The sequence below is a fragment of the Sandaracinobacteroides hominis genome, assembly GCF_016464365.1.
Lineage (GTDB): Bacteria > Pseudomonadota > Alphaproteobacteria > Sphingomonadales > Sphingomonadaceae > Sandaracinobacteroides > Sandaracinobacteroides hominis.
On sequence record NZ_JADCUC010000003.1, the window covers coordinates 398,276 to 415,792 of the forward strand.

A 17,517-nucleotide genomic window follows, 5' to 3' on the forward strand; every position below is an offset into this window, starting at 1 on the left:
CCAGCTGCTTGCGAGGGATAGGCAAGCAATCCGGTTTCCGGCCGTTCATGGGGGGAAGGAGCAAAAGCCGTGCCAACCCGCGCGCCCTAGGTGGCGGAGGAGGATTTACGTCTGGGGCGTCAATTGATTGGCGGTTGGGACGCTTGTGGCGTCAAGCTTTTGACGCTCAATCGCCGGTGGGTTTTCCACGTCCTGATTTCACGTCGCTGCGGCGCTTCTTGGAATCGAGGCGGCGCGTCTTGGAGCCCATTGTCGGCTTGGTCGGGCGGCGTGGCTTGGGCGGTACGACCGCCTCGGCGAGCAGCTCGACGAGGCGCTGGATGGCGTCCTTTCGGTTGGCAAGCTGGGTGCGAAACCGGTCTGCCGAGAGCACGATCACGCCTTCGTCCGTCAGCCGATTGCCTGCCAGCCGGGCGGCCCGGTTCTTCACCGGCCAGGGCAGCGAAGGGGTGTTCAACAGGTCGAACCGCAGCTGCACCGCCGTCGAAACCTTGTTGACGTTCTGCCCGCCCGGACCCGACGCGCGGACGAAGCGCAGCTCCACCTCGTCTGCGTGGATGGCGAGGCCGGGGGCGATGCGGATCAGGCCGGTCGGAGGCGGGGTCAGCTCGTCCATTTGTGGATGCCGGCGATGCGGATAAGTGAATAGGCCGAACCTGCGAAACCGGCGAGGATGCCCGCGGCCATCGCGGTCGGTCCGTTGCTGGCAAAAGGCGCCGTGATCGCGCTGGCCACCGCGCCAACGGCGAAGGAGGCCGCGCCGATCAGCGCCGAAATCGCGCCTGCACGGATCGGCATGGCACCCAGCGCCAGCGCCGAGGTGTTGCCACCCACGAAGCCGAAACTGCCGAGGCCAAGGAACAGCAAGGCGATGGTGACAGGCATTGTCGCCAGCCCAAGGATCGAGAGCAGCAGCAGCACCGCCGCGAAAAAGGTGGCCGCCAGCACGGCGAAGTGGGCGATGCGCGCCGGCGTATAGCGCAGCAGCAGGTAGCGGTTGATCTGGCTGGCGATCACCAGACCGCCGGCGTTGACGGCGAAAATCCAGCCGAAGGCATGCGGGTTCTGGCCGAAATATTCCATGAACAGCGCGGGCGACGTGCCGATATAGGTGAAGAGTGCGGCGCCGTTCAGTGCCCCTGCCAGTACGGTTCCCAGCACCCGGCGATTCTGCAGCGCCGCCCGATAGCTTTGCAGCGGAGATTCGCTGGCGGCGTGCAGCGCGGTTTCCACGCTGCGGCTCTCGGGCAGGCCAAACCAGATGGCGGCGGCCGAGATCAGGCCGAAGGCGGAAAGCACCAGAAAGATCGATTGCCAGCCACTTATTTCCAGCAGCAGCGCGCCAAGGCTGGGCGCCAGCATAGGTGCAACACTGAGCACCAGGAACATCAGCGAGAAGAGGCGCGCGGACTCGGTGGTGTCGAACTTGTCGCGCACGACAGCGCGGGCGATCACCACCCCGGCGCAAGCGCCGAGCGCCTGCACGAAGCGGCCGACCGCAAGCATTTCGATGGAGGGGGCAAGCGCCAATGCCAGCGACGCGAACGTGTAGATAAGCGCCCCGGCGATCAGCGGGATGCGGCGGCCAATTCGATCGGAGAGCGGCCCGAACACCAGCTGGCCCAGGGCCATCCCGGCTAAAAAGGCCGACATGGTAATCTGCGCCGCCGCAACCGGGGCGTGAAAATGGCGGGCAATGGTGGGCAGCGCCGGCAGGTAGAGATCGATCGAGATCGCCCCGAACGCCGTGAGCGCGCCGAGCAGGATGACCAGGCCTACGGACGGGCGCGCGGGTTTGGCAGGTGCATGCATTTTACGGCCCCCTAACACGACCTGCGGCAACTGGCACCTGCCACAGCCGCTTGGCACCCATGCAGGCGGAAGCTATCCAGCGCAGAGCTGCAGATTGGCGGCAAGGGGAAGGGCCTATGGTGAAGGTGCTCGCAATCTCGTCGACTGGCGGCCACTGGGTGCAGCTGCTGCGGCTGATGCCCGCCTGGGACGATTGCGAAGTGCATTACGCCTGCACCTCGCCCGACCATGAAGCCCGCGTGCGGGCGCTGGCGGATGCGCGGGGAACGCCGGTGGCCGGATATCACGCCATCACCGACGCCAACCGCTGGGCGAAGATGAAGCTGGTGAAGCAGATGCTGGAGGTCGGGTCGCTGATCGCCAGGGTGCGGCCCGACGTCATCATTACCACCGGCGCGTCTGCCGGATATTTCGCCATCCGCTTCGGCAAGCTGCTGGGGGCGCGCGTCTGCTGGCTGGACAGTATCGCCAACGCGCAGGAGCTGTCGCTTTCGGGGGCCAAGGCCGGCCCGCACGCCGATCTCTGGTTGACGCAGTGGCCGGAAATAGCCCGCGAGAACGGGCCGCATTACAAGGGTGCCGTGCTTTGATCTTCCTTACCGTGGGCACGCAGGAGCCCTTCGACCGGCTGACCAAGGCAGTGGACGCATGGGCTGCAACCCATGACGAGCCGGTGTTCGGCCAGCTGGGGGCGCTGAAGCCGGACAGCTATCGCCCGACCCATTTCGAATGGCGGGAGTTTATCTCCGCCGATGAGTATCAGGCAAAGCTGGAAGGCTGCCGGCTGCTGGTGGCGCATGCCGGGATGGGCTCGATCATCTCGGCGCTGACCTGGGGCAAGCCGCTGCTGATGATGGCGCGGCGGGCAACCATGGGGGAGCATCGCAACGAGCATCAGCGGGCGACGGCGGAGAAATTCCGCGAACGGGCAGGCATCCACGTCGCCTCGGGCGAAATGGATGTGGGGCCGATGATCGATGAACTGCTGGCGGCCGAGGCGAACGCCGGAGACGCGCTTTCGGCGGAAGCTTCCCCCGATCTCATCGCCACGCTCCGGAACTTCATCCACAAGCTGGGCTGACTGTTCAGCCGGGGCAGCGGCGTGCTAGGAAAGGCCATGCTGCAACGTTCCCCCGAGACGCCTGAGAACAAGCCCGGCGCAACCCGTTTCCTGCCTTCGCGGCGCGGATTCCTGATCGGAACCGGCGCCACCGTCGGATTGGTGGTGGGCTATGCGTTGTGGCCGCGCACCTATCCAGGCGGCTGGACCGCGGACGAAGGCGAGACGCTGCTGGGCCCGTGGGTGAAGATCGGCCCTGATGGCCGGGTCACGGTGCCGGTGCCGCAGGCCGAAATGGGCCAGGGCGTGATGAGCGGCTTTGCCCAGATCGTCGCCGACGAGCTGGGTGCGGCGTGGAAAATGATGGCCGTGGAGCCGGCCCCCTGGCACCCCGACTATGCCAATGTGGGCATGGCGTATCTGGGCACCAAGTCGCTGCCGCCGATGGTACGCGGGCTTGGCAGCCGCATCGGCGTGGAAGTCATCCGGCGGATGAACCTGCACCTGACCGGCGGCAGCACCTCCATCAAGAGCTATCATGACCAGCTGCGGGGCGCGGCGGCAGAGGCAAGGCAGCGTCTGGTGGCGGCGGCCGCGAAGGAATGGGGTGTCTCTGCAGGCGATGTCGACACCGCCGACAATTTCGTCGTCTACAAGGCGAACCGCATGGCCTTTGCCGATGCGGTGAAGCTGGTGGACGCGACTGCCGATGTGCCGGAGGCGAAGCTGCGCGCGCCCTCGGCGCAGAAGCTTGCGGGCAAGGCGCTGCCGCGGATCGACCTGCCGCCCAAGGTGGACGGGAGCGCGCGCTATGGCGGCGATGTGCGCCTGCCGGGGATGGTCTATGCGGCAATCCGGCATGGGCCGGTGGGTGCTTCGAAGCTGGTAAGCGCCAAGGCGCCCGCCGGCGTGACTCTGGTGAAAGGCCCGAGCTGGGTTGCGACCGTCGGCGCCACGACCTGGGATGCGCGGCGCATGCTGGAATCCGTGGAGGCGAGCTTTTCGGTCGAGGGGCGCAAGGCCGGGCCATGGATCGCCGAGGAACTTGCCAAGGCGGCCAGCGGCGACGGCGGCGGCGTGGTGGCCGAGGAAGGGGATGTAGAGCCCCGGCTGGGCAGCGTCCCGGTGACGGCGGAATACAGCCTTCCCTTCCTGTCGCACGCGACGATGGAGCCGATGACGGCGACCGCGCGCGTCACCGGCGGGCAGGCGGAGGTGTGGGGGCCGATCCAGTCGCTCACCATCGGCCATATGCAGGTGGCCGACGCGCTGGGGCTGGAAACCGACGCGGTGGTCATCCACCCAACCATCATCGGCGGCGGCTTCGGCCGGAAAGCCGAGGCCGACGCCATGGTGGAGGCAGCGCTGATCGCCAGGGCGGTGGGCAAGCCGGTGCAGCTGATCTGGAGCCGCGAGGAGGATATGGGCTCCGGCCGATATCGGCCGCCGGTGCATGCGCGGATGCGTGGCGCGGTGACGCCCGAGCGCGGCATTGCAGCCTGGGATGCGCGGGTGGCAGTGCCCGACGTCGGCAACAGCTTCATGAGCCGCAACATGCCGATGATGGCGAAGGACAAGCCCGGCCCGTCGGCGCCGGCGATCGAGGGGTTGGCGGAAATCCCCTATGCGACCGAGTCCTTCCGCGTGGCGCATATCCCCATCGAACAGCCGGTGCCGCTGGGATACTGGCGTTCGGTCGGCCACAGCTTCTCCGGTTTCGTGGTGGAGAGCTTTGCCGACGAACTGGCAGCAGCGGCGGGTGCCGATCCGCTGAACTTCCGACTGGAGCTGCTGAAGGACAAGCCTCGCCATGCTGCCGTGCTGAAGGCGGCTGCGGACGCCGGGCGGTGGAACGACCCGGCACCCAGGGGCTTTGCCCGCGGCATCGCCCTGCACGAGAGTTTCGGCTCCATCGCGGCGATGGTGGTCCTGGCCGGCCTCGTCGAGGGGAAGGTGAAGGTGCTGGAAGTGGCGACCGCCATCGATTGCGGCCGGGCAATCGCGCCGGACAGCGTGCGCGCGCAGCTGGAGGGCGCGGCGATCATGGGCCTTTCGGCCGCCATCGGAGAAGCCGTGACGTTTGAGGATGGCGAGGCGCAGCAGCGCAATTTCCACATGTATCCGGTGCTGCAGATGGCAGACACGCCGGTGCGGCTGGTGACGGTGATCCTGGATTCCGGCGCGGAGCTTGGCGGCGTCGGCGAGCCGGGGCTGCCGTGCGCGGCCCCCGCGCTGGCGAATGCGCTGGCCAAGGCTACGGGCAAGCGGGCGCGGAGCCTGCCGCTGGCGCAGGTCTACACGGCCTGATGGCGCGGCCGCCGGGGCACCCGCCGGCTCCTGCCGGGCGGGTGGGTTTGCTGTTGGTGAACCTGGGTTCTCCCGATTCGCCGGATGCGCCTTCGGTGCGGCGCTATCTGGATCAGTTCCTGTCTGATCCGCGCGTCGTGGAGATCCCGCGGATCATCTGGCAGCCGATCCTGAAGCTGTTCGTGCTGACCCGACGGCCAAAGGTTTCGGCCGCGAACTATGCGAAGATCTGGGACCGGGAGGCCAATGAAAGCCCCTTGAAGCTGATCACCAGGCTACAATCGGAAGCCCTGCAGGGGGCATTCGGGCCTGAGGTGATCGTGGATCATGCGATGCGCTATGGCAGCCCCGCGATCGGCGAGCGACTGGCGGCGCTGCGGGCGCAGGGCTGCGACCGGATCTGCGTGGCGCCGCTCTATCCGCAATATTCCGGCGCGACGACGGGGAGCGTGCTGGACGAGGTCTTCGATGTGCTGCGCGGCGAGCGGTGGATGCCCGCCCTCCGCACGATGCCGCCCTATCACGATCATCCCGCGCACATTGCCGCGCTGAAAACCGGCCTGGAACGGGGGCTGGCCAAGCTGGATTTCGTGCCGGACCGTATCCTGCTGAGCTTCCACGGCATGCCGAAGCGGACGCTGGAGCTGGGCGACCCCTATCACTGCCAATGCCAGAAGACAGCGCGTCTGCTGCGGGAATCCACCGGGCGCAGCGAGGCGGAGATGCCGATCGGCTTCCAGTCGCTGTTCGGGCGGGCGGAGTGGCTGAAGCCCTATACCCTGCCGCTACTGGAAGAGATGGCGGGCAGCGGCTTCAGACGGGTGGCAGTGCTGATGCCGGGATTTTCTGCGGACTGTGTGGAGACGCTGGAAGAGATTGCAGTCGAGGCGCGGGAGGCGTTTCTGGCGGCGGGCGGAACGCATTTCGCGGCGCTGCCCTGCCTGAACGACAGCGACGAAGGGATGGAAATGCTGCAGATTTTGCTGCGGGAGAGCCTTGCCGGGTGGGTAGGGGCAGACTAGCTTCCGAGTTCAACGAGGGGAGAGGATGATGGCGCGGGTTGCTTTGGTCACGGGCGGCACCAGGGGTATCGGGGAAGCCATCTGCAAAGGTCTGCAGGCGGCGGGCTTCACGGTTGCGGCAAACTATGTCGGGTCCGACGACCGGGCGAAGGACTTCTCCGAACGGACCGGCATGCGGACGTGGAAGTGGAACGTCGCCGACCATCAGGCGACGCTGGATAATGTCGCCTCGATCGAGGCGGAGCTGGGGCCGGTGGACGTGGTGGTGAACAACGCCGGCATCACCCGCGACGGCACGCTGCTGAAGATGACCTATGAAGCCTGGAAAGAGGTGATGGACGTGAACCTGGGCGGCTGCTTCAACACCGCCAAGGCGACCTTTCCGGGGATGCGCCAGCGGGGCTGGGGCCGGATCGTGAACATCGGCAGCATCAACGGCCAGGCCGGGCAATATGGGCAGGTGAACTATGCCGCCGCAAAAAGCGGCATCCACGGCTTCACCAAGGCACTGGCGCAGGAAGGGGCGAAGTTCGGGGTGACGGTGAACGCCATCGCGCCGGGCTATATCGACACCGACATGGTGGCGGCGGTGCCGGCGGACGTGCTCGAGAAAATCGTCGCGAAGATCCCGGTGGGCCGGCTGGGCCATGCCGAGGAGATTGCCAGGGCGGTGGTATTCCTGTGCTCCGAGGATGCAGGGTTTGTGACCGGGAGCACGATGAGCGTGAATGGCGGGCAACATATGTACTAGCGGAGGCGGCCGCGATTAGGGCGCAGCCCTAACTCGCGGACTCGCCGCAGCGTTCGGCCGGCGGAGTCGCGGCTCTCCAGCCGCGGCCCGTCCGACGGCGCAGGCTTTGCCTGCGCTTCTTCTTTCTTTCCCTGTTCCCCTCTCCTTGCCCTTTGCGCCGCGCTGCCACCCGAACGCCTCCTGGGAACCGAAGGTCGGCCAAAGGCTGAACGGAAGGGGCTTTGTTGCGCGGACTCGGCAGCTTTGCTGCCGGCCGCTATACCCCCCCGATGCTCGTAAAACGCAGCTTCACCATCCAGGGCCACCGCACCTCCGTCGCGCTGGAACCCGAATTCTGGAAAGCCTTCGACGAAGCAGTCGCGCAGGACAACACCTACCCAGCCCAATGGGTCGCCACCCTCGACGAAGCCCGCACCACCCCGCTGGCGAGCGCGATCCGTGTAGAGCTGCTCAAACGAGCGAAAGCGCGATAAGCAGCCGGGTATCGATCACGCAGCCCCGCGCCCGTGCCGCGGCGATGAAGTCCCACAGCCCGGAAACCGGCACGACGTGCACGACGATCCCCTCGTTATCGACGCCCCCACCCGGCCCCACGCGCTTCAGGCCTGTCGCCCGGTAGAAGTGAAAGATCTCCCCGACCATTCCGGGAGAAGACGCAAACTCCCCGAACGGCTCCCAATGCGCCGCCTCGAAGCCGGTTTCCTCCATCAGCTCGCGCCGGGCAGAGGCGAACACCTCCTCGCCGTGCGTCACGTCGCCCACCAGCCCGGCGGGCAGTTCGATGCATTGGGCCGACAATGCCGGACGATACTGTTCCACCAGCACGATTTCGTGCGCGTCGGTTAGGGCAAGGATCACGGCCGCCTGTATTCCGCGCGCCCGCTTCACGAACTCCCACTGCCCGCCATCCCCCCACGGGACGACCTGTACCTGCAGGAACTTGCCCTGCCATACGGGACGGCCTTCGCCGTCGGGCCCCACCGTCTCGCTCACTCGGCGGCCTTTACATAGGGCGCTGGCAGGCCATCCGCAGTGGGAGTGGGTGTAAACTCGCTGCCCGCGCGCGCCAGCTGGCGGCCGATGGCGAACTTGTGCACTTCGGTCGGGCCGTCATAGAGGCGGAAGGCGCGCATATCGCGATAGATCATTTCGACGATGGTCTCGTCGGTGATGCCGATGCCGCCCAGCACCTGCACGCAGCGGTCGGTCACCTGGAACAGCCTCTCGGAGATTTCCGCCTTTGCGATCGAGCTTTCGTGGCGGCCCTTCACGCCATTGTCCATCATCCACGAGGTCTGCCACGTCAGCAGGCGGCAGACCTTCAGGTCGATCTCGTTCTGGGCGAGCTGGAACGACACGCCCTGATGGTCGATGATCGGCTTGCCGAAAGCGGTGCGGGTGCGGGCATGATCGATGGCGACGGCCTGTGCGCGGGCGGCCGCGCCGATCCAGCGCATGCAGTGCGTCATCCGCGCCGGCGCCAGACGCATCTGCGCATAGCGGAAGGCTTCGCCTGCCTCGCCCAGCAACGCGTCTGCCGGCAGCTTCAGATTGTTGAAGCGAACGACGCCGTGGCCCTCCACATAGTTGCGGTCCATCGAGTTCATGATCCGCTGGATCTCGATGCCGGGCGTGTCGCCTTCGCAGAGGAACAGCGTCGGGCCTTCGGGCAGGTGCGGGTTTGGCGCCAGCTTTGCCATGATGATCCAGGTCTTCGCGCCATTGGCCCCGGTGATCAGCCACTTCAGGCCGTTGATGGTGAAGTGGGTGCCGTCGAAGGTCGCCTCGGTGAGAAGCTGGCCGGGGTCAGAGCCGGCGCCCTCCGGCTCGGTCATGGCGAAGACGCTGCGCTGGTGGCCCTGCACCACCGGCTTCAGGAAGCGCTCGGCCTGATCGGGGCGGCAGATCTTGCCGAGGATATACATATTGCCCTCGTCGGGCGCGGCGCAGTTCATGGCGACGGGGCCCAGCGTGGACCAGCCCGCGGCCTCCAGCACCACGGCAGCCTCGACATGCGAAAGCCCCATGCCGCCATAGGTCTTGGCGCATTGGACGGAGAGAAGGCCGGCTGCCCGGGCCTTTTCCACCATTTCCTGCCGCATCTCGTCATTGGGGCCGTGCTGGGTGAGGCGGGGGTCGCGCTCATAGGGGACGATCTCATCGATGACGAACTGGCGGACGCGCTTCGCGAGAGCGGCAAGCTCCGGCGTAATGGAAAAGTCGATCATGGGGTGTCTCCGAAGCTGTCGAGTGCGTGCGCCAATATGGCGGAGGCAAGATGTGCGAAGCCCGCATAGCGCGTGCCTTCGAGCGACCCCTGCTGCCACAAGCGATAGAGTTGCATCCAGGCGGTGGCGAGGCGTAGGCGGGCAAGCGCCAGATGCCAGCCGAGGTGCGGCGGTATGCCGCCCGATGCGCGGGCATAGGATTGGATCACGGCATCGCGCCCGGGCCAGTCGGGGGCGAGCGAGGGGACGGCGCTGAGGCTGTGCGTCGCCTGCGGGTCGCCCGGCTCGATCCAGTAGGAGAGGAGCACGGCCAGATCGAAGGCCGGCGGGCCGAGCGTTGCCATATCCCAGTCGATGAGAGCGGTGGCGCTGCGGGTTTCGGCGTCCACCAGCAGATTGTCGAACTTCGGGTCCATGTGGAGAAGGCCGGCCGGGGGGTCGGGCGGCAGGCCTGCCTCCATCCGGGCCAGCAGCGCTGCGAGCTGCGGCGGGGCTTCCTCGGCGAAGGCAGCGGCGGCGCGCTTTGTCCAGCCACGCAGCTGGCGTTCGGCGAAACCTGTGGGCTTGCCCAGATCGGCAAGGCCGGCAGCGGCCGGATCGATGGCGTGGAGCGCCGCCATCGCGCCCGAAAGCGCATCCAGCAGCCAGCCGGCGTCCGCGACGGTGAATCCCGTGGGCAGCTCGCCGCCGATTGCCGCGCCCGGGCGGAACTCGAGGATCTGGAACGGAACGCCCAGCACCGACCGGTCATCGCAGAAGGCGATCAGGCCCGGCGCCAGCGGAAAGCAGCGGTTGAGGCCGGTGAGCACCTTCGCCTCGCGCGCCATGTCGGACGCACCATGGGCAAGCTCGCCGCCGGGCGGGCGGCGGAACACCGCGGGCGCGCCATCCAGCAGCACGCGGTAGTTCAGGTTGGCAAGGCCGCCGGCGAACTGGCGCGGGGCCGGATCGGTTTCCAGCGCATGCCCCTGCGCGGCGAGCCAGCCGGCGAGCGCCGGCCAATCCTGCGGAAGTCCCTGTTGCTTGAAGCTCATGTCGGGCGGAGCATTGCCACCCTGCGGACGGGATCGAAACCCGCATCTCTCTCAGCTTTCAGGAATTCGCCCAGCGAATCGGCACGCCCACCCTCACCCATCGCGAGAAGGAGCTTTTACCCTGGCGGCGCGAATCATTCCTTTGGCTTGGGCTTGTCCTTGTCGGCTGTTGCGTCGCCCGTTGCGTCGTCCTTCACTTCGCCTGCAGCTTCGGCCTTTGCCTTTTCGGCCGGCCTCGCAGAGCGGACCGTGCCGGAGAAGGCGCGCGGCAGGTTCAGGTTGGTGCGGTCTGCGTCCACCCGCAGGCAGGTGCCGCCGAAGAAGGGCCTTGGGCACAGCTCCCAGGCCTCGCCATCGACCTTCACCGAGCGAGGGGTGAAGCTCATATTGTTGCTGGCGCGCGTGAGTGCATGCTGGTTGCCGGTGAAGCCGGGCTGGTTGAACAGCGTGATGCCCGCGCTGGCGGGAGCGGAGACAACCAGGAGAGTGAGCAACAGGTTACGCATGCTTTTCCCTAATAGCCGGAGCGGACGCAAAGGACGTCGGCAAGGTAGACGCGGCGGTTGACGGTTTCCATCAGCTCGCGGGCAGAGCCGGCCCAACCGTTGCTGCGGCAGAAGCGATCCGCCGTCTGCGCGGCGCAATTTGCGGTCGAGTTGCCGGCGCCGGTGCAGGCGAGCACGCGCTGGGCGCTGGAGCCGCGGCCTTCGCGCGGGGCAGGGAAGAATTCCGATGCCATGCCGCGCAGCGACTGTTGCGGGGTGGGGCCGCCACCTCCCCCACCACCCCAGCCACCGTCGGCGGGGCGCATCGATTGCAGCGGCCCGGGCCAGTTGTAGCTGCGCCGCAGATCGGCGGTGCTTTGGCGGATCGTTATGCAGGTGCCGCGGAAATTCGGCTGCGAACAAAGCTCCCACGGGGTGCGGGAAACCCGCAGCGAGAAGACCTGGAAATTTAGCTGCATGTTCGGGTTCGGCCGGCTCACGGCAACGGCGGGGCCACGGAAGTTGGTGTCGCGATAGATGGTGGCTTCTTCGGCCTGCGCCCACGCGGGAAGCGCTGTGGATAACGCCCATGCCGTTGCGGCCAAGATGACTAACGAACGGATCATGCCCCTGCCCTCCTGCGTCGATGCTAGCCCTTCAGACAGCGACTTGGAAAGGCCCAATCGGGTGCAGACTCCGGCTCGGAGACTCCCTAGGTTCCGCAAAAATCGAGGGAGGATGACATGCAAAGGGCGGCTCTGCTGGCGGGGATGCTGGCGGTGATTGCAGCGCCGGGTGCAGCTTTGGCGCAGGGCGCGAACAGTGCGACCCGTGCGGCCAATGCAGCGGCAGCGGCGGCGCTTCCCAGGGACGACGGGCAGGATGCGGAGTTTGCCGCGCGCGGCTTCCTGGGCACCTGGCCGGAAAAGCAGATCATGCGCGACGACGGCACGGGCCCGGCCTGGGATTTCGCCGTGCTGGACGCCGTGAAGGGCGATGCGCCCGATACGGTGAACCCGTCGCTGTGGCGGCATTCGAAGCTGCTGGCGAAGCACGGCCTGTTTCAGGTGGCGCCCCGCGTCTATCAGGTGCGCGGTTTCGATATCTCGGTGATGACGGTGATCGTGGGCGACACCGGCTATATCCTTGTCGATCCGCTGACGGCGACGGAAACCGCGCGCGCAGCCCTTACGCTGGTGAAGCAGAAGCTGGGCGACAAGCCGGTGAAGGCGCTGATCTATACCCACAGCCACGGCGACCATTTCGGCGGCGCGCTGGGGGTGGTGAGCGAGGCCGATGCGGCCGCCGGCAAGGTCGCGATCCTCGCGCCCGACGGTTTCCTGGAGCATGCCGTTTCCGAGAACCTGATCGCCGGGAACGCCATGGGCCGGCGCGCGCTCTACCAGTTCGGCTCGCCCCTGCCGTTCGGGCCGACGGGCAGGATAAGCTCCGGGATCGGGCCTGCCCTTTCCACCGGCACCATTTCGCTGCTGCCGCCCAACGACGTCATCAAGGCGACGGGCGACGCCCGCACCCTCGACGGCGTGCGCTTCGTCTTCCAGCTGACGCCCAACACCGAGGCGCCGGCGGAAATGAACTTCTTCCTGCCGGATTTCCGCATCCTGTGCCTGGCCGAGAATGCCAATGTCACCATGCACAATGTGCTGACCCCGCGCGGGGCGCTGGTGCGCGACAGCAAGAGCTGGGCCGACTATCTGACGGCGGCGCTGAGGCTCTATGGCAAGGACACCGACACGATGGTGACAAGCCACGGCTGGCCGCGTTTCGGCCACGAGGTCGTCACCGACTTCATCAGCTCGCACCGCGACGCCTATAAATATCTGCACGACCAGAGCGTCCGGCTGATGAACAAGGGGCTGACGATGGACGAGGTGGCCGAGGAGATCGCGCTGCCGCCCGTGCTGGCGAACCGCTGGTTCAACCGCGGCTACTACGGGACGATGAACCACAACTCCAAGGCAGTCTATCAGCGCTATCTGGGCTGGTATTCGGCCAATCCGGCCGCGCTGAACCGGCATCCGCCCGAGGCGCTGGGCAAGCGCTATGTGGAGGCACTGGGCGGACCGGAGCGGGTGAAGGCGCTGGCAGCGAATGCGGCGGCTTCCGGCGACCATCGCTGGGCGGCGACGCTGCTCGACAACCTCGTCTTCTCCGGACAGGCGGATTCCGCGGCGAAAGCGCAGTTGGCGGAAAGCTATCGGCAGATGGGCTTTGCCGCCGAAGGCTCGCTGTGGCGCAACATGTATCTGGTGGCGGCGCAGGAACTGGAGAAGGGCGTCACCCCGGCACCGCCCAGCGTCGGCGGCGCTGCCATGGCGCGCTTCATCCCGACCTCGATGATGCTGGACCTGCTGGCCGTGCGGCTGGTGCCGGAGCGGGTGCCCGCGCAACCCTTCACACTGGCGCTGGTGCTGCCGGATGCGAAGGAGCGGCACTTCATTCGAGTGGGCAATGGGGTGCTGGTGCATGAGGCCGGCGTCGACGATGCGGCCGACGTGACGGTGACGATGTCGCGCGGGGATTTCCTGCGGGCGCTGGGCGGGGTGCCGGGCGGCAACCCGCCCCGGATCGAGGGGAAGCGCGAGCTGCTGCCGGTATTCCTGGGGCTGTTCGAGACGCCGAAGGCCGATTTCCCGATCGTTACGCCTTAGGACGGATGAGCGTCAGGGCATGGTCGCGCGCCTTGCCGACAACGGTGTCGGCAAGCGGGCGCGAGTGGATGATGTTCTCTCGCAGGTTGGGGAGGTTGATCCCTTCCCACACCACCGTCCGGGCGAACTCCCGCGCACCTTCCTCCCCCAGCGGCAGAAAGCGGGCATAGAAGCTGGCGGCGTCCGTCTGCGCGGCGTGCCACAGGGCCATGAAGCGGCTGAGGAACCAGTGCTCCAGATCGCCTTCGCTGGCGTCCAGATAGATCAGGCTGTCGAGGGCGTCAGCCACGCTGCTGTCCTCGTCCGCCGGCGCGAAGCCGAGGCCTTCGACCAGCAGCAGATCGGGGCGGTCGATGCAGCGGGTGAGCGCCGGATCTATATCGTAGAGGCTGTGCGAATAGCCGGGGACGGCAACCGGGCCTTGGCGCGCGGCGGCGAGCGTTTCGGCAAGGCGGGAGATGTCGTAGGTTTCGGGGAAGCCCTTGCGCATGGTGAGGCCGCGCGGATCGAGAATGGCATTGGGGAACAGGAAGCCGTCGGTGGAGATGATCTCCACCCGGCGTGTCGAGGCGAGCGTTTCGGCGATCTGCCCGGCCAGCGTCGATTTGCCCGCCGCCACCGAACCGGTGATGCCAAGAATGGTGGGGCGGCCCGGCTGCAGCCGCGCGGCGATGCGGGCGGCCAGCGTTTCAGCGGTGATGGGCAGGCCCGGCATAGGGCGAGAATGGCGCGGTTCGGCCGGCGCCTCAAGCGGCGCCGGCCGGCTGGCGTCAGAAACGGATCGTGCCGGTGACGCCATAGGTGCGCGGATCGCCGAGCTGGCCGACGATCAGGCCGGTGGAGCCGGGCGCGGCGGTGAGGAAATCGAAATATTCGGTGTCGAAGGCGTTGCGCACCCAGCCATAGACTTCCCATCCCTTTTCGGAACGATAGCCGGCGCGCAGGTTGGTGAGCACATAGCCTTCGACATTCTGGTAGCGTGACGGCGTCGGGCTGGAGGAGAAGTCCGACCGGAGCGAGCCGTCGATGCCGACATAGGCGTCGCCGCCGCCCGCCGGCAGGCGATATTCCCCACCGTAGCTCAACGCATATTCCGACACGCCGGGCAGCCGCCCACCGGAGGCGTCGACCATCTGCACCGAGCCACCCGACCGCTCGATCGGCGGCGGCGCGCCGGGAAAGGAGACATAGGATGCGTCGGTATAGGCGAAGTTCAGATAGGCGTTGAGGCGCGGGGTCGGACGGGCGCTGAAATCGACTTCAAACCCCTGCGTCCGCACCTTGGGCACATTGGCGAGATAGCCGCGGATCACGCCGACCGAGCCGTTCACGACGGTCGCCTGATAGTCCTTGATGTCGGTGCGGAAGGCAGCAATGTTGAGCGTCGCCGTGTTCTCGAACAGCGTCGATTTCACGCCGAACTCATAGTGGTTCACCTCCTCGGGCTTCACCGTCGCCGTTTCCAGCGCCGGGGTGACGCCATCCGCCAGCGTCGGCAGGCCGGAAAGGTTGATGCCGCCCGATTTGAAGCTGCGGGCATAGGTTGCATAGACCAGCAGCCTGTCGGTCGGCTTCCACGAGCCGGTAATGTCGCCCGAAATGTTCCAGTCGGAGAAGTCGGCTTCATATTGCTGGTTCTGCAGCACACCGTTCTTCAGCGCCTGCTGGGCTGGAGTCGGGTTGGCGAGGCCGCCCGTCACCACCGCATCATAGCTTCCCCATTTCTTGTCGTAGTTCACGCGCACGCCGGGCGAGATGCTGAACTGGTCGGAGATATTCCACGTCAGCTTGCCGTAAAGCGCGGCACTGGTGTTGCGATAGTGGATGTCGTTGTCGGAGCGCAGGCCGTCGAGCAGCGCCGGATTGGAGCCGTTCGTCGGCCCCAGCAGCCACAGCGAGGCGGCGCTGCCCTGCTCCTGCACGCCCTGCGTGTTGATCTCCTGGTGGAAGTAATAGAGCCCCACCACATAGTCGAAGCGGTTGGAGCCGTTGGACGCCAGCCGCAGTTCCTGGCTGAACTGTTCCTGCTGCGAGGGGTTCATCGACAGCGTGGTGATCGGCAGGCCGGTGAAATCCCGGTCGTTCGCGGGCCGCCAATCCCAATCCCGATAGGCGGTGATCGAGGTCAGCGTCGCGGCCCCCAGATCCCAGTTGGCAAGGATGGAGCCGCCGAAGATCGTCTGCTTGGCCCGAAGCTGCGCATCGTTGTCGACCAGCCGGTCAAACGGATCGGTGCTGGCCGGCGCATAGTTCGATAGCCGCGCAAGATTTGCATACTGGCGATTTGCGGAGCGGAGCGTCGGCACCACCCTCACATAGTTCTGCGCGAAGCCTTCCGGATTCTGCTGGTTCCAGTCGGCGCTCAGCGTAATATCGACTGTGTCGGTCGGCTCCCACAGCAGCTGTCCGCGCACACCGATATTGTCGAGCCCGTTCACGTCGCGCTCGGTGATGCTGTTATACAGCATCCCGTCGCGCCGCGTGAACGAGGTGCTGATGCGGGCGGCCAGCTTGTTTGCGACGATGGGGCCAGAGAGCGATGCCTTGGCCTGGATGAAATCATAATTGCCATAGCTCAGCTCGGCCCGGCCCTCGAAATCGAAGCTGGGCTTGCGGGTGGTGATGCTGACGGCGCCGGCGGTGGTATTCTTGCCATAGAGCGTGCCTTGCGGGCCGCGCAGCACTTCGATCGATTCCACATCGACGAAGTCCAGCGTCGCCGAGCCGATGCGGGCGTAATAGACCTGATCGACATAGAGACCGACTCCCTGCTCGATACCGTCGTTGGTAAGGCCGAACGGCGCGCCGAGGCCGCGGATGTTGATTGCCGAGTTGCGCGGGTTGGACGTGATGAACTGCACCGAAGGCTGCAGCTGCACCAGCCGGGCGACGTTGAAGGCGCCCTGCCGCTCCAGCGTCTCGCCGGTGACGACCGAGACGGCGATCGGCACGTCCTGCAGATCTTCGGATCTGCGGCGGGCGGTGATGATGATGTCGTTCGAGGCATCCGCCGCGTCGGCGGCGGCCAGATCGATCTGCGGCGTCTGGGCGAGCGCGCCCGTGCTGCCGACGATGGTCGCGAGGGCGGTGGAGAGGTGGTAGATGGTCAGGCGCATGCAATCCTCCGGCAGAGGTCTGGAGAGAGGCATGGCTCCGGTTGTCCGGTCACCACGGAGTGAAATCAGGGCTGGAGGTCAGTTCAGCCCCTGTGGAATCAGCCCCCGTGAAATCAGCTTCTGTGAAATCAGCTTTGGGGAAGTCGTGTTTTCTCGGTCACGTCGATCTGCACGAGGCGCCCTTCGTGCACGGTGAGGCGGATGTCGCCGAAGCGGACCCGGCCCAGCGCCTCGGCAACGATGGCGAGCGCGGCTTCCGTCGGCTGCACGGGCAGGTGCACCGGCCGGTCATGGCCCAGCGCGCTCATGCCGGAAGCCCCCGGCCAAGACCGAGCGCGCCCTCGGAACCGATGGAGAGGAAGCGCGCCGCCTTGGCAAGGCTGCGGTCGGCATCCGCCCGCAGGCTCGCCGCATCGACCAGCCGGTCGACCAGCGAAAGCCCCAGCGGCCAGTCGCCCAGACCACTTTCGGCGTTGATGTGGCCACTGTGGCCGGCATCGACGAGATGGCTGCCCCAGCGGCCGGCAAATTCCGCCGACCGTTCGAAGCTGGCATAGGGATCGTTGCGGCTGGCGACGAGCACCGACGGGAAAGGCAGCGGGTGGAAGGGTGTTGGCCCGAACTGCGAGACATTGGCGCAGGCCAGCGGATGTTCGGGATCGGCCGGCGCCACCAGCAAGGCGCCGGCGACGGGGTCGCGATAGCTCTGGCCGCACATGCTGGCCCACCAGGAAACCGCAAGGCAGCCAAGGCTGTGCGCGACGAGGATCACCGGCTGCGAGGCGCGGCGGATGGCTTCGTCCAGCCGCTGCACCCAGACATTGCGATCGGGCGAGTCCCACAGGCCCAGCGACACCCGCTGAAACCAGGGATAGCGATCCTCCCACCGGCTCTGCCAATGGGCCGGGCCGCTGTTGCCAAGGCCTGGCACGTTCAGGATCGGCGGCTGCCCCGATCCCTGCCGGTTCAGCGCAGAGAGAGGTGTGCGATCGGCAAATCGATTGGTTGTCGTCATCCCGCGTCTCCCTTC

General features: G+C 66.7%; 18 protein-coding genes and 1 pseudogene. 7 read left to right on the plus strand and 12 right to left on the minus strand.

Translation table 11 applies throughout. The features are described from left to right. Nucleotides 1-166 precede the first annotated feature (166 nt). Nucleotides 167-616 carry an alternative ribosome rescue aminoacyl-tRNA hydrolase ArfB gene (gene arfB / locus IM784_RS09255; RefSeq protein ID WP_199555016.1) on the minus strand — a complete coding sequence of 150 codons (450 nt, stop codon included), beginning with the start codon at nt 614-616 and terminating at the stop codon, nt 167-169. Then, the gene (locus tag IM784_RS09260) at nt 604-1,812 is read right to left on the minus strand and encodes a multidrug effflux MFS transporter (RefSeq protein ID WP_199555017.1); all 1,209 of its coding nucleotides are present in this window, start codon (nt 1,810-1,812) and stop codon (nt 604-606) included. The genes arfB and IM784_RS09260 overlap by 13 nt, the downstream gene beginning before the upstream one ends. Before the next feature lie 116 nt (nt 1,813-1,928). Here IM784_RS09260 and IM784_RS09265 point away from each other — a divergent pair, with 116 nt between their 5' ends. The 6 genes from IM784_RS09265 (at nt 1,929) to IM784_RS09290 (ending at nt 7,425) form a co-directional block, all read left to right on the plus strand. Continuing rightward, nucleotides 1,929-2,402, plus strand: a complete 474-nt coding sequence (locus IM784_RS09265; RefSeq protein ID WP_199555018.1) for a glycosyltransferase family protein — start codon at nt 1,929-1,931, stop codon at nt 2,400-2,402. Next, nucleotides 2,399-2,893 carry a glycosyltransferase gene (locus tag IM784_RS09270; protein ID WP_199555019.1) on the plus strand — a complete coding sequence of 165 codons (495 nt, stop codon included), beginning with the start codon at nt 2,399-2,401 and terminating at the stop codon, nt 2,891-2,893. The genes IM784_RS09265 and IM784_RS09270 overlap by 4 nt, the downstream gene beginning before the upstream one ends. A 36-nt stretch (nt 2,894-2,929) precedes the next feature. Beyond that, nucleotides 2,930-5,179, plus strand: a complete 2,250-nt coding sequence (locus IM784_RS09275; protein ID WP_199555020.1) for a xanthine dehydrogenase family protein molybdopterin-binding subunit — start codon at nt 2,930-2,932, stop codon at nt 5,177-5,179. Then, a complete protein-coding gene (gene hemH, locus IM784_RS09280) occupies nt 5,179-6,201 on the plus strand; it encodes a ferrochelatase (protein ID WP_199555021.1) in 1,023 nt (340 codons plus the stop codon). Before IM784_RS09275 ends, hemH begins: the two co-directional genes overlap by 1 nt. Nucleotides 6,202-6,229: 28 nt before the next feature. Next, the gene (phbB, locus tag IM784_RS09285) at nt 6,230-6,952 is read left to right on the plus strand and encodes an acetoacetyl-CoA reductase (RefSeq protein WP_199555090.1); all 723 of its coding nucleotides are present in this window, start codon (nt 6,230-6,232) and stop codon (nt 6,950-6,952) included. 221 nt (nt 6,953-7,173) lie between these two features. Then, nucleotides 7,174-7,425, plus strand: a complete 252-nt coding sequence (locus tag IM784_RS09290; RefSeq protein WP_235976765.1) for a ribbon-helix-helix domain-containing protein — start codon at nt 7,174-7,176, stop codon at nt 7,423-7,425. Here IM784_RS09290 and IM784_RS09295 read toward each other — a convergent pair. The 5 genes from IM784_RS09295 to IM784_RS09315 all read right to left on the minus strand — a co-directional run bounded on the left by IM784_RS09295 (nt 7,403) and on the right by IM784_RS09315 (nt 11,325). Further along, nucleotides 7,403-7,945, minus strand: a complete 543-nt coding sequence (locus IM784_RS09295) for an NUDIX hydrolase (protein ID WP_328799494.1) — start codon at nt 7,943-7,945, stop codon at nt 7,403-7,405. The genes IM784_RS09290 and IM784_RS09295 overlap by 23 nt on opposite strands. Further along, nucleotides 7,942-9,180 carry an acyl-CoA dehydrogenase family protein gene (locus IM784_RS09300; RefSeq protein ID WP_199555022.1) on the minus strand — a complete coding sequence of 413 codons (1,239 nt, stop codon included), beginning with the start codon at nt 9,178-9,180 and terminating at the stop codon, nt 7,942-7,944. Before IM784_RS09300 ends, IM784_RS09295 begins: the two co-directional genes overlap by 4 nt. Then, entirely contained in the window at nt 9,177-10,214 is a 1,038-nt protein-coding gene (locus IM784_RS09305) for a phosphotransferase family protein (protein WP_199555023.1), read from the minus strand. The genes IM784_RS09300 and IM784_RS09305 overlap by 4 nt, the downstream gene beginning before the upstream one ends. Before the next feature lie 134 nt (nt 10,215-10,348). Beyond that, nucleotides 10,349-10,720: a beta/gamma crystallin-related protein gene (locus tag IM784_RS09310; protein ID WP_199555024.1), complete on the minus strand. Its 372-nt coding sequence runs from the start codon at nt 10,718-10,720 to the stop codon at nt 10,349-10,351. An 8-nt stretch (nt 10,721-10,728) separates the two neighbouring features. Further along, the gene (locus IM784_RS09315) at nt 10,729-11,325 is read right to left on the minus strand and encodes a beta/gamma crystallin-related protein (RefSeq protein WP_199555025.1); all 597 of its coding nucleotides are present in this window, start codon (nt 11,323-11,325) and stop codon (nt 10,729-10,731) included. 117 nt (nt 11,326-11,442) lie between these two features. Here IM784_RS09315 and IM784_RS09320 point away from each other — a divergent pair, with 117 nt between their 5' ends. Further along, nucleotides 11,443-13,371 (plus strand): alkyl/aryl-sulfatase, encoded by a 1,929-nt coding sequence (locus tag IM784_RS09320; RefSeq protein ID WP_235976773.1) that lies wholly within the window; start codon nt 11,443-11,445, stop codon nt 13,369-13,371. Here the strand turns inward: IM784_RS09320 and IM784_RS09325 are convergent. From IM784_RS09325 to IM784_RS09345, 5 genes and pseudogenes are all read right to left on the minus strand, one after another. Continuing rightward, nucleotides 13,361-14,086, minus strand: coding sequence for a type I pantothenate kinase (locus IM784_RS09325; protein WP_199555026.1), 726 nt, complete (start codon nt 14,084-14,086; stop codon nt 13,361-13,363). The genes IM784_RS09320 and IM784_RS09325 overlap by 11 nt on opposite strands. 55 nt (nt 14,087-14,141) lie before the next feature. After that, the gene (locus IM784_RS09330) at nt 14,142-16,487 is read right to left on the minus strand and encodes a TonB-dependent receptor (RefSeq protein WP_199555027.1); all 2,346 of its coding nucleotides are present in this window, start codon (nt 16,485-16,487) and stop codon (nt 14,142-14,144) included. A gap of 49 nt (nt 16,488-16,536) precedes the next feature. Beyond that, nucleotides 16,537-16,599: pseudogene (locus tag IM784_RS17725) on the minus strand (hypothetical protein); the annotation flags it as partial. Between the two features lie 16 nt (nt 16,600-16,615). Continuing rightward, nucleotides 16,616-16,795, minus strand: coding sequence for a YezD family protein (locus tag IM784_RS09340; protein WP_199555028.1), 180 nt, complete (start codon nt 16,793-16,795; stop codon nt 16,616-16,618). Further along, the gene (locus IM784_RS09345) at nt 16,792-17,502 is read right to left on the minus strand and encodes an RBBP9/YdeN family alpha/beta hydrolase (protein WP_199555029.1); all 711 of its coding nucleotides are present in this window, start codon (nt 17,500-17,502) and stop codon (nt 16,792-16,794) included. Before IM784_RS09345 ends, IM784_RS09340 begins: the two co-directional genes overlap by 4 nt. Nucleotides 17,503-17,517: the final 15 nt, after the last annotated feature.

Excerpts from the sequence above, each read along its gene's own strand:
- IM784_RS09340 (WP_199555028.1), bottom strand. The coding sequence starts at position 16,795 with ATGAGCGCGCTGGGCCATGACCGGCCGGTGCACCTGCCCGTGCAGCCG.
- arfB (WP_199555016.1), bottom strand. The coding sequence starts at position 616 with ATGGACGAGCTGACCCCGCCTCCGACCGGCCTGATCCGCATCGCCCCC.
- hemH (WP_199555021.1), top strand. The coding sequence starts at position 5,179 with ATGGCGCGGCCGCCGGGGCACCCGCCGGCTCCTGCCGGGCGGGTGGGT.
- IM784_RS09310 (WP_199555024.1), bottom strand. The coding sequence starts at position 10,720 with ATGCGTAACCTGTTGCTCACTCTCCTGGTTGTCTCCGCTCCCGCCAGC.
- IM784_RS09325 (WP_199555026.1), bottom strand. The coding sequence starts at position 14,086 with ATGCCGGGCCTGCCCATCACCGCTGAAACGCTGGCCGCCCGCATCGCC.
- IM784_RS09315 (WP_199555025.1), bottom strand. The coding sequence starts at position 11,325 with ATGATCCGTTCGTTAGTCATCTTGGCCGCAACGGCATGGGCGTTATCC.
- IM784_RS09320 (WP_235976773.1), top strand. The coding sequence starts at position 11,443 with ATGCAAAGGGCGGCTCTGCTGGCGGGGATGCTGGCGGTGATTGCAGCG.
- IM784_RS09275 (WP_199555020.1), top strand. The coding sequence starts at position 2,930 with ATGCTGCAACGTTCCCCCGAGACGCCTGAGAACAAGCCCGGCGCAACC.
- phbB (WP_199555090.1), top strand. The coding sequence starts at position 6,230 with ATGGCGCGGGTTGCTTTGGTCACGGGCGGCACCAGGGGTATCGGGGAA.
- IM784_RS09260 (WP_199555017.1), bottom strand. The coding sequence starts at position 1,812 with ATGCATGCACCTGCCAAACCCGCGCGCCCGTCCGTAGGCCTGGTCATC.
- IM784_RS09300 (WP_199555022.1), bottom strand. The coding sequence starts at position 9,180 with ATGATCGACTTTTCCATTACGCCGGAGCTTGCCGCTCTCGCGAAGCGC.
- IM784_RS09330 (WP_199555027.1), bottom strand. The coding sequence starts at position 16,487 with ATGCGCCTGACCATCTACCACCTCTCCACCGCCCTCGCGACCATCGTC.
- IM784_RS09265 (WP_199555018.1), top strand. The coding sequence starts at position 1,929 with ATGGTGAAGGTGCTCGCAATCTCGTCGACTGGCGGCCACTGGGTGCAG.
- IM784_RS09305 (WP_199555023.1), bottom strand. The coding sequence starts at position 10,214 with ATGAGCTTCAAGCAACAGGGACTTCCGCAGGATTGGCCGGCGCTCGCC.
- IM784_RS09345 (WP_199555029.1), bottom strand. The coding sequence starts at position 17,502 with ATGACGACAACCAATCGATTTGCCGATCGCACACCTCTCTCTGCGCTG.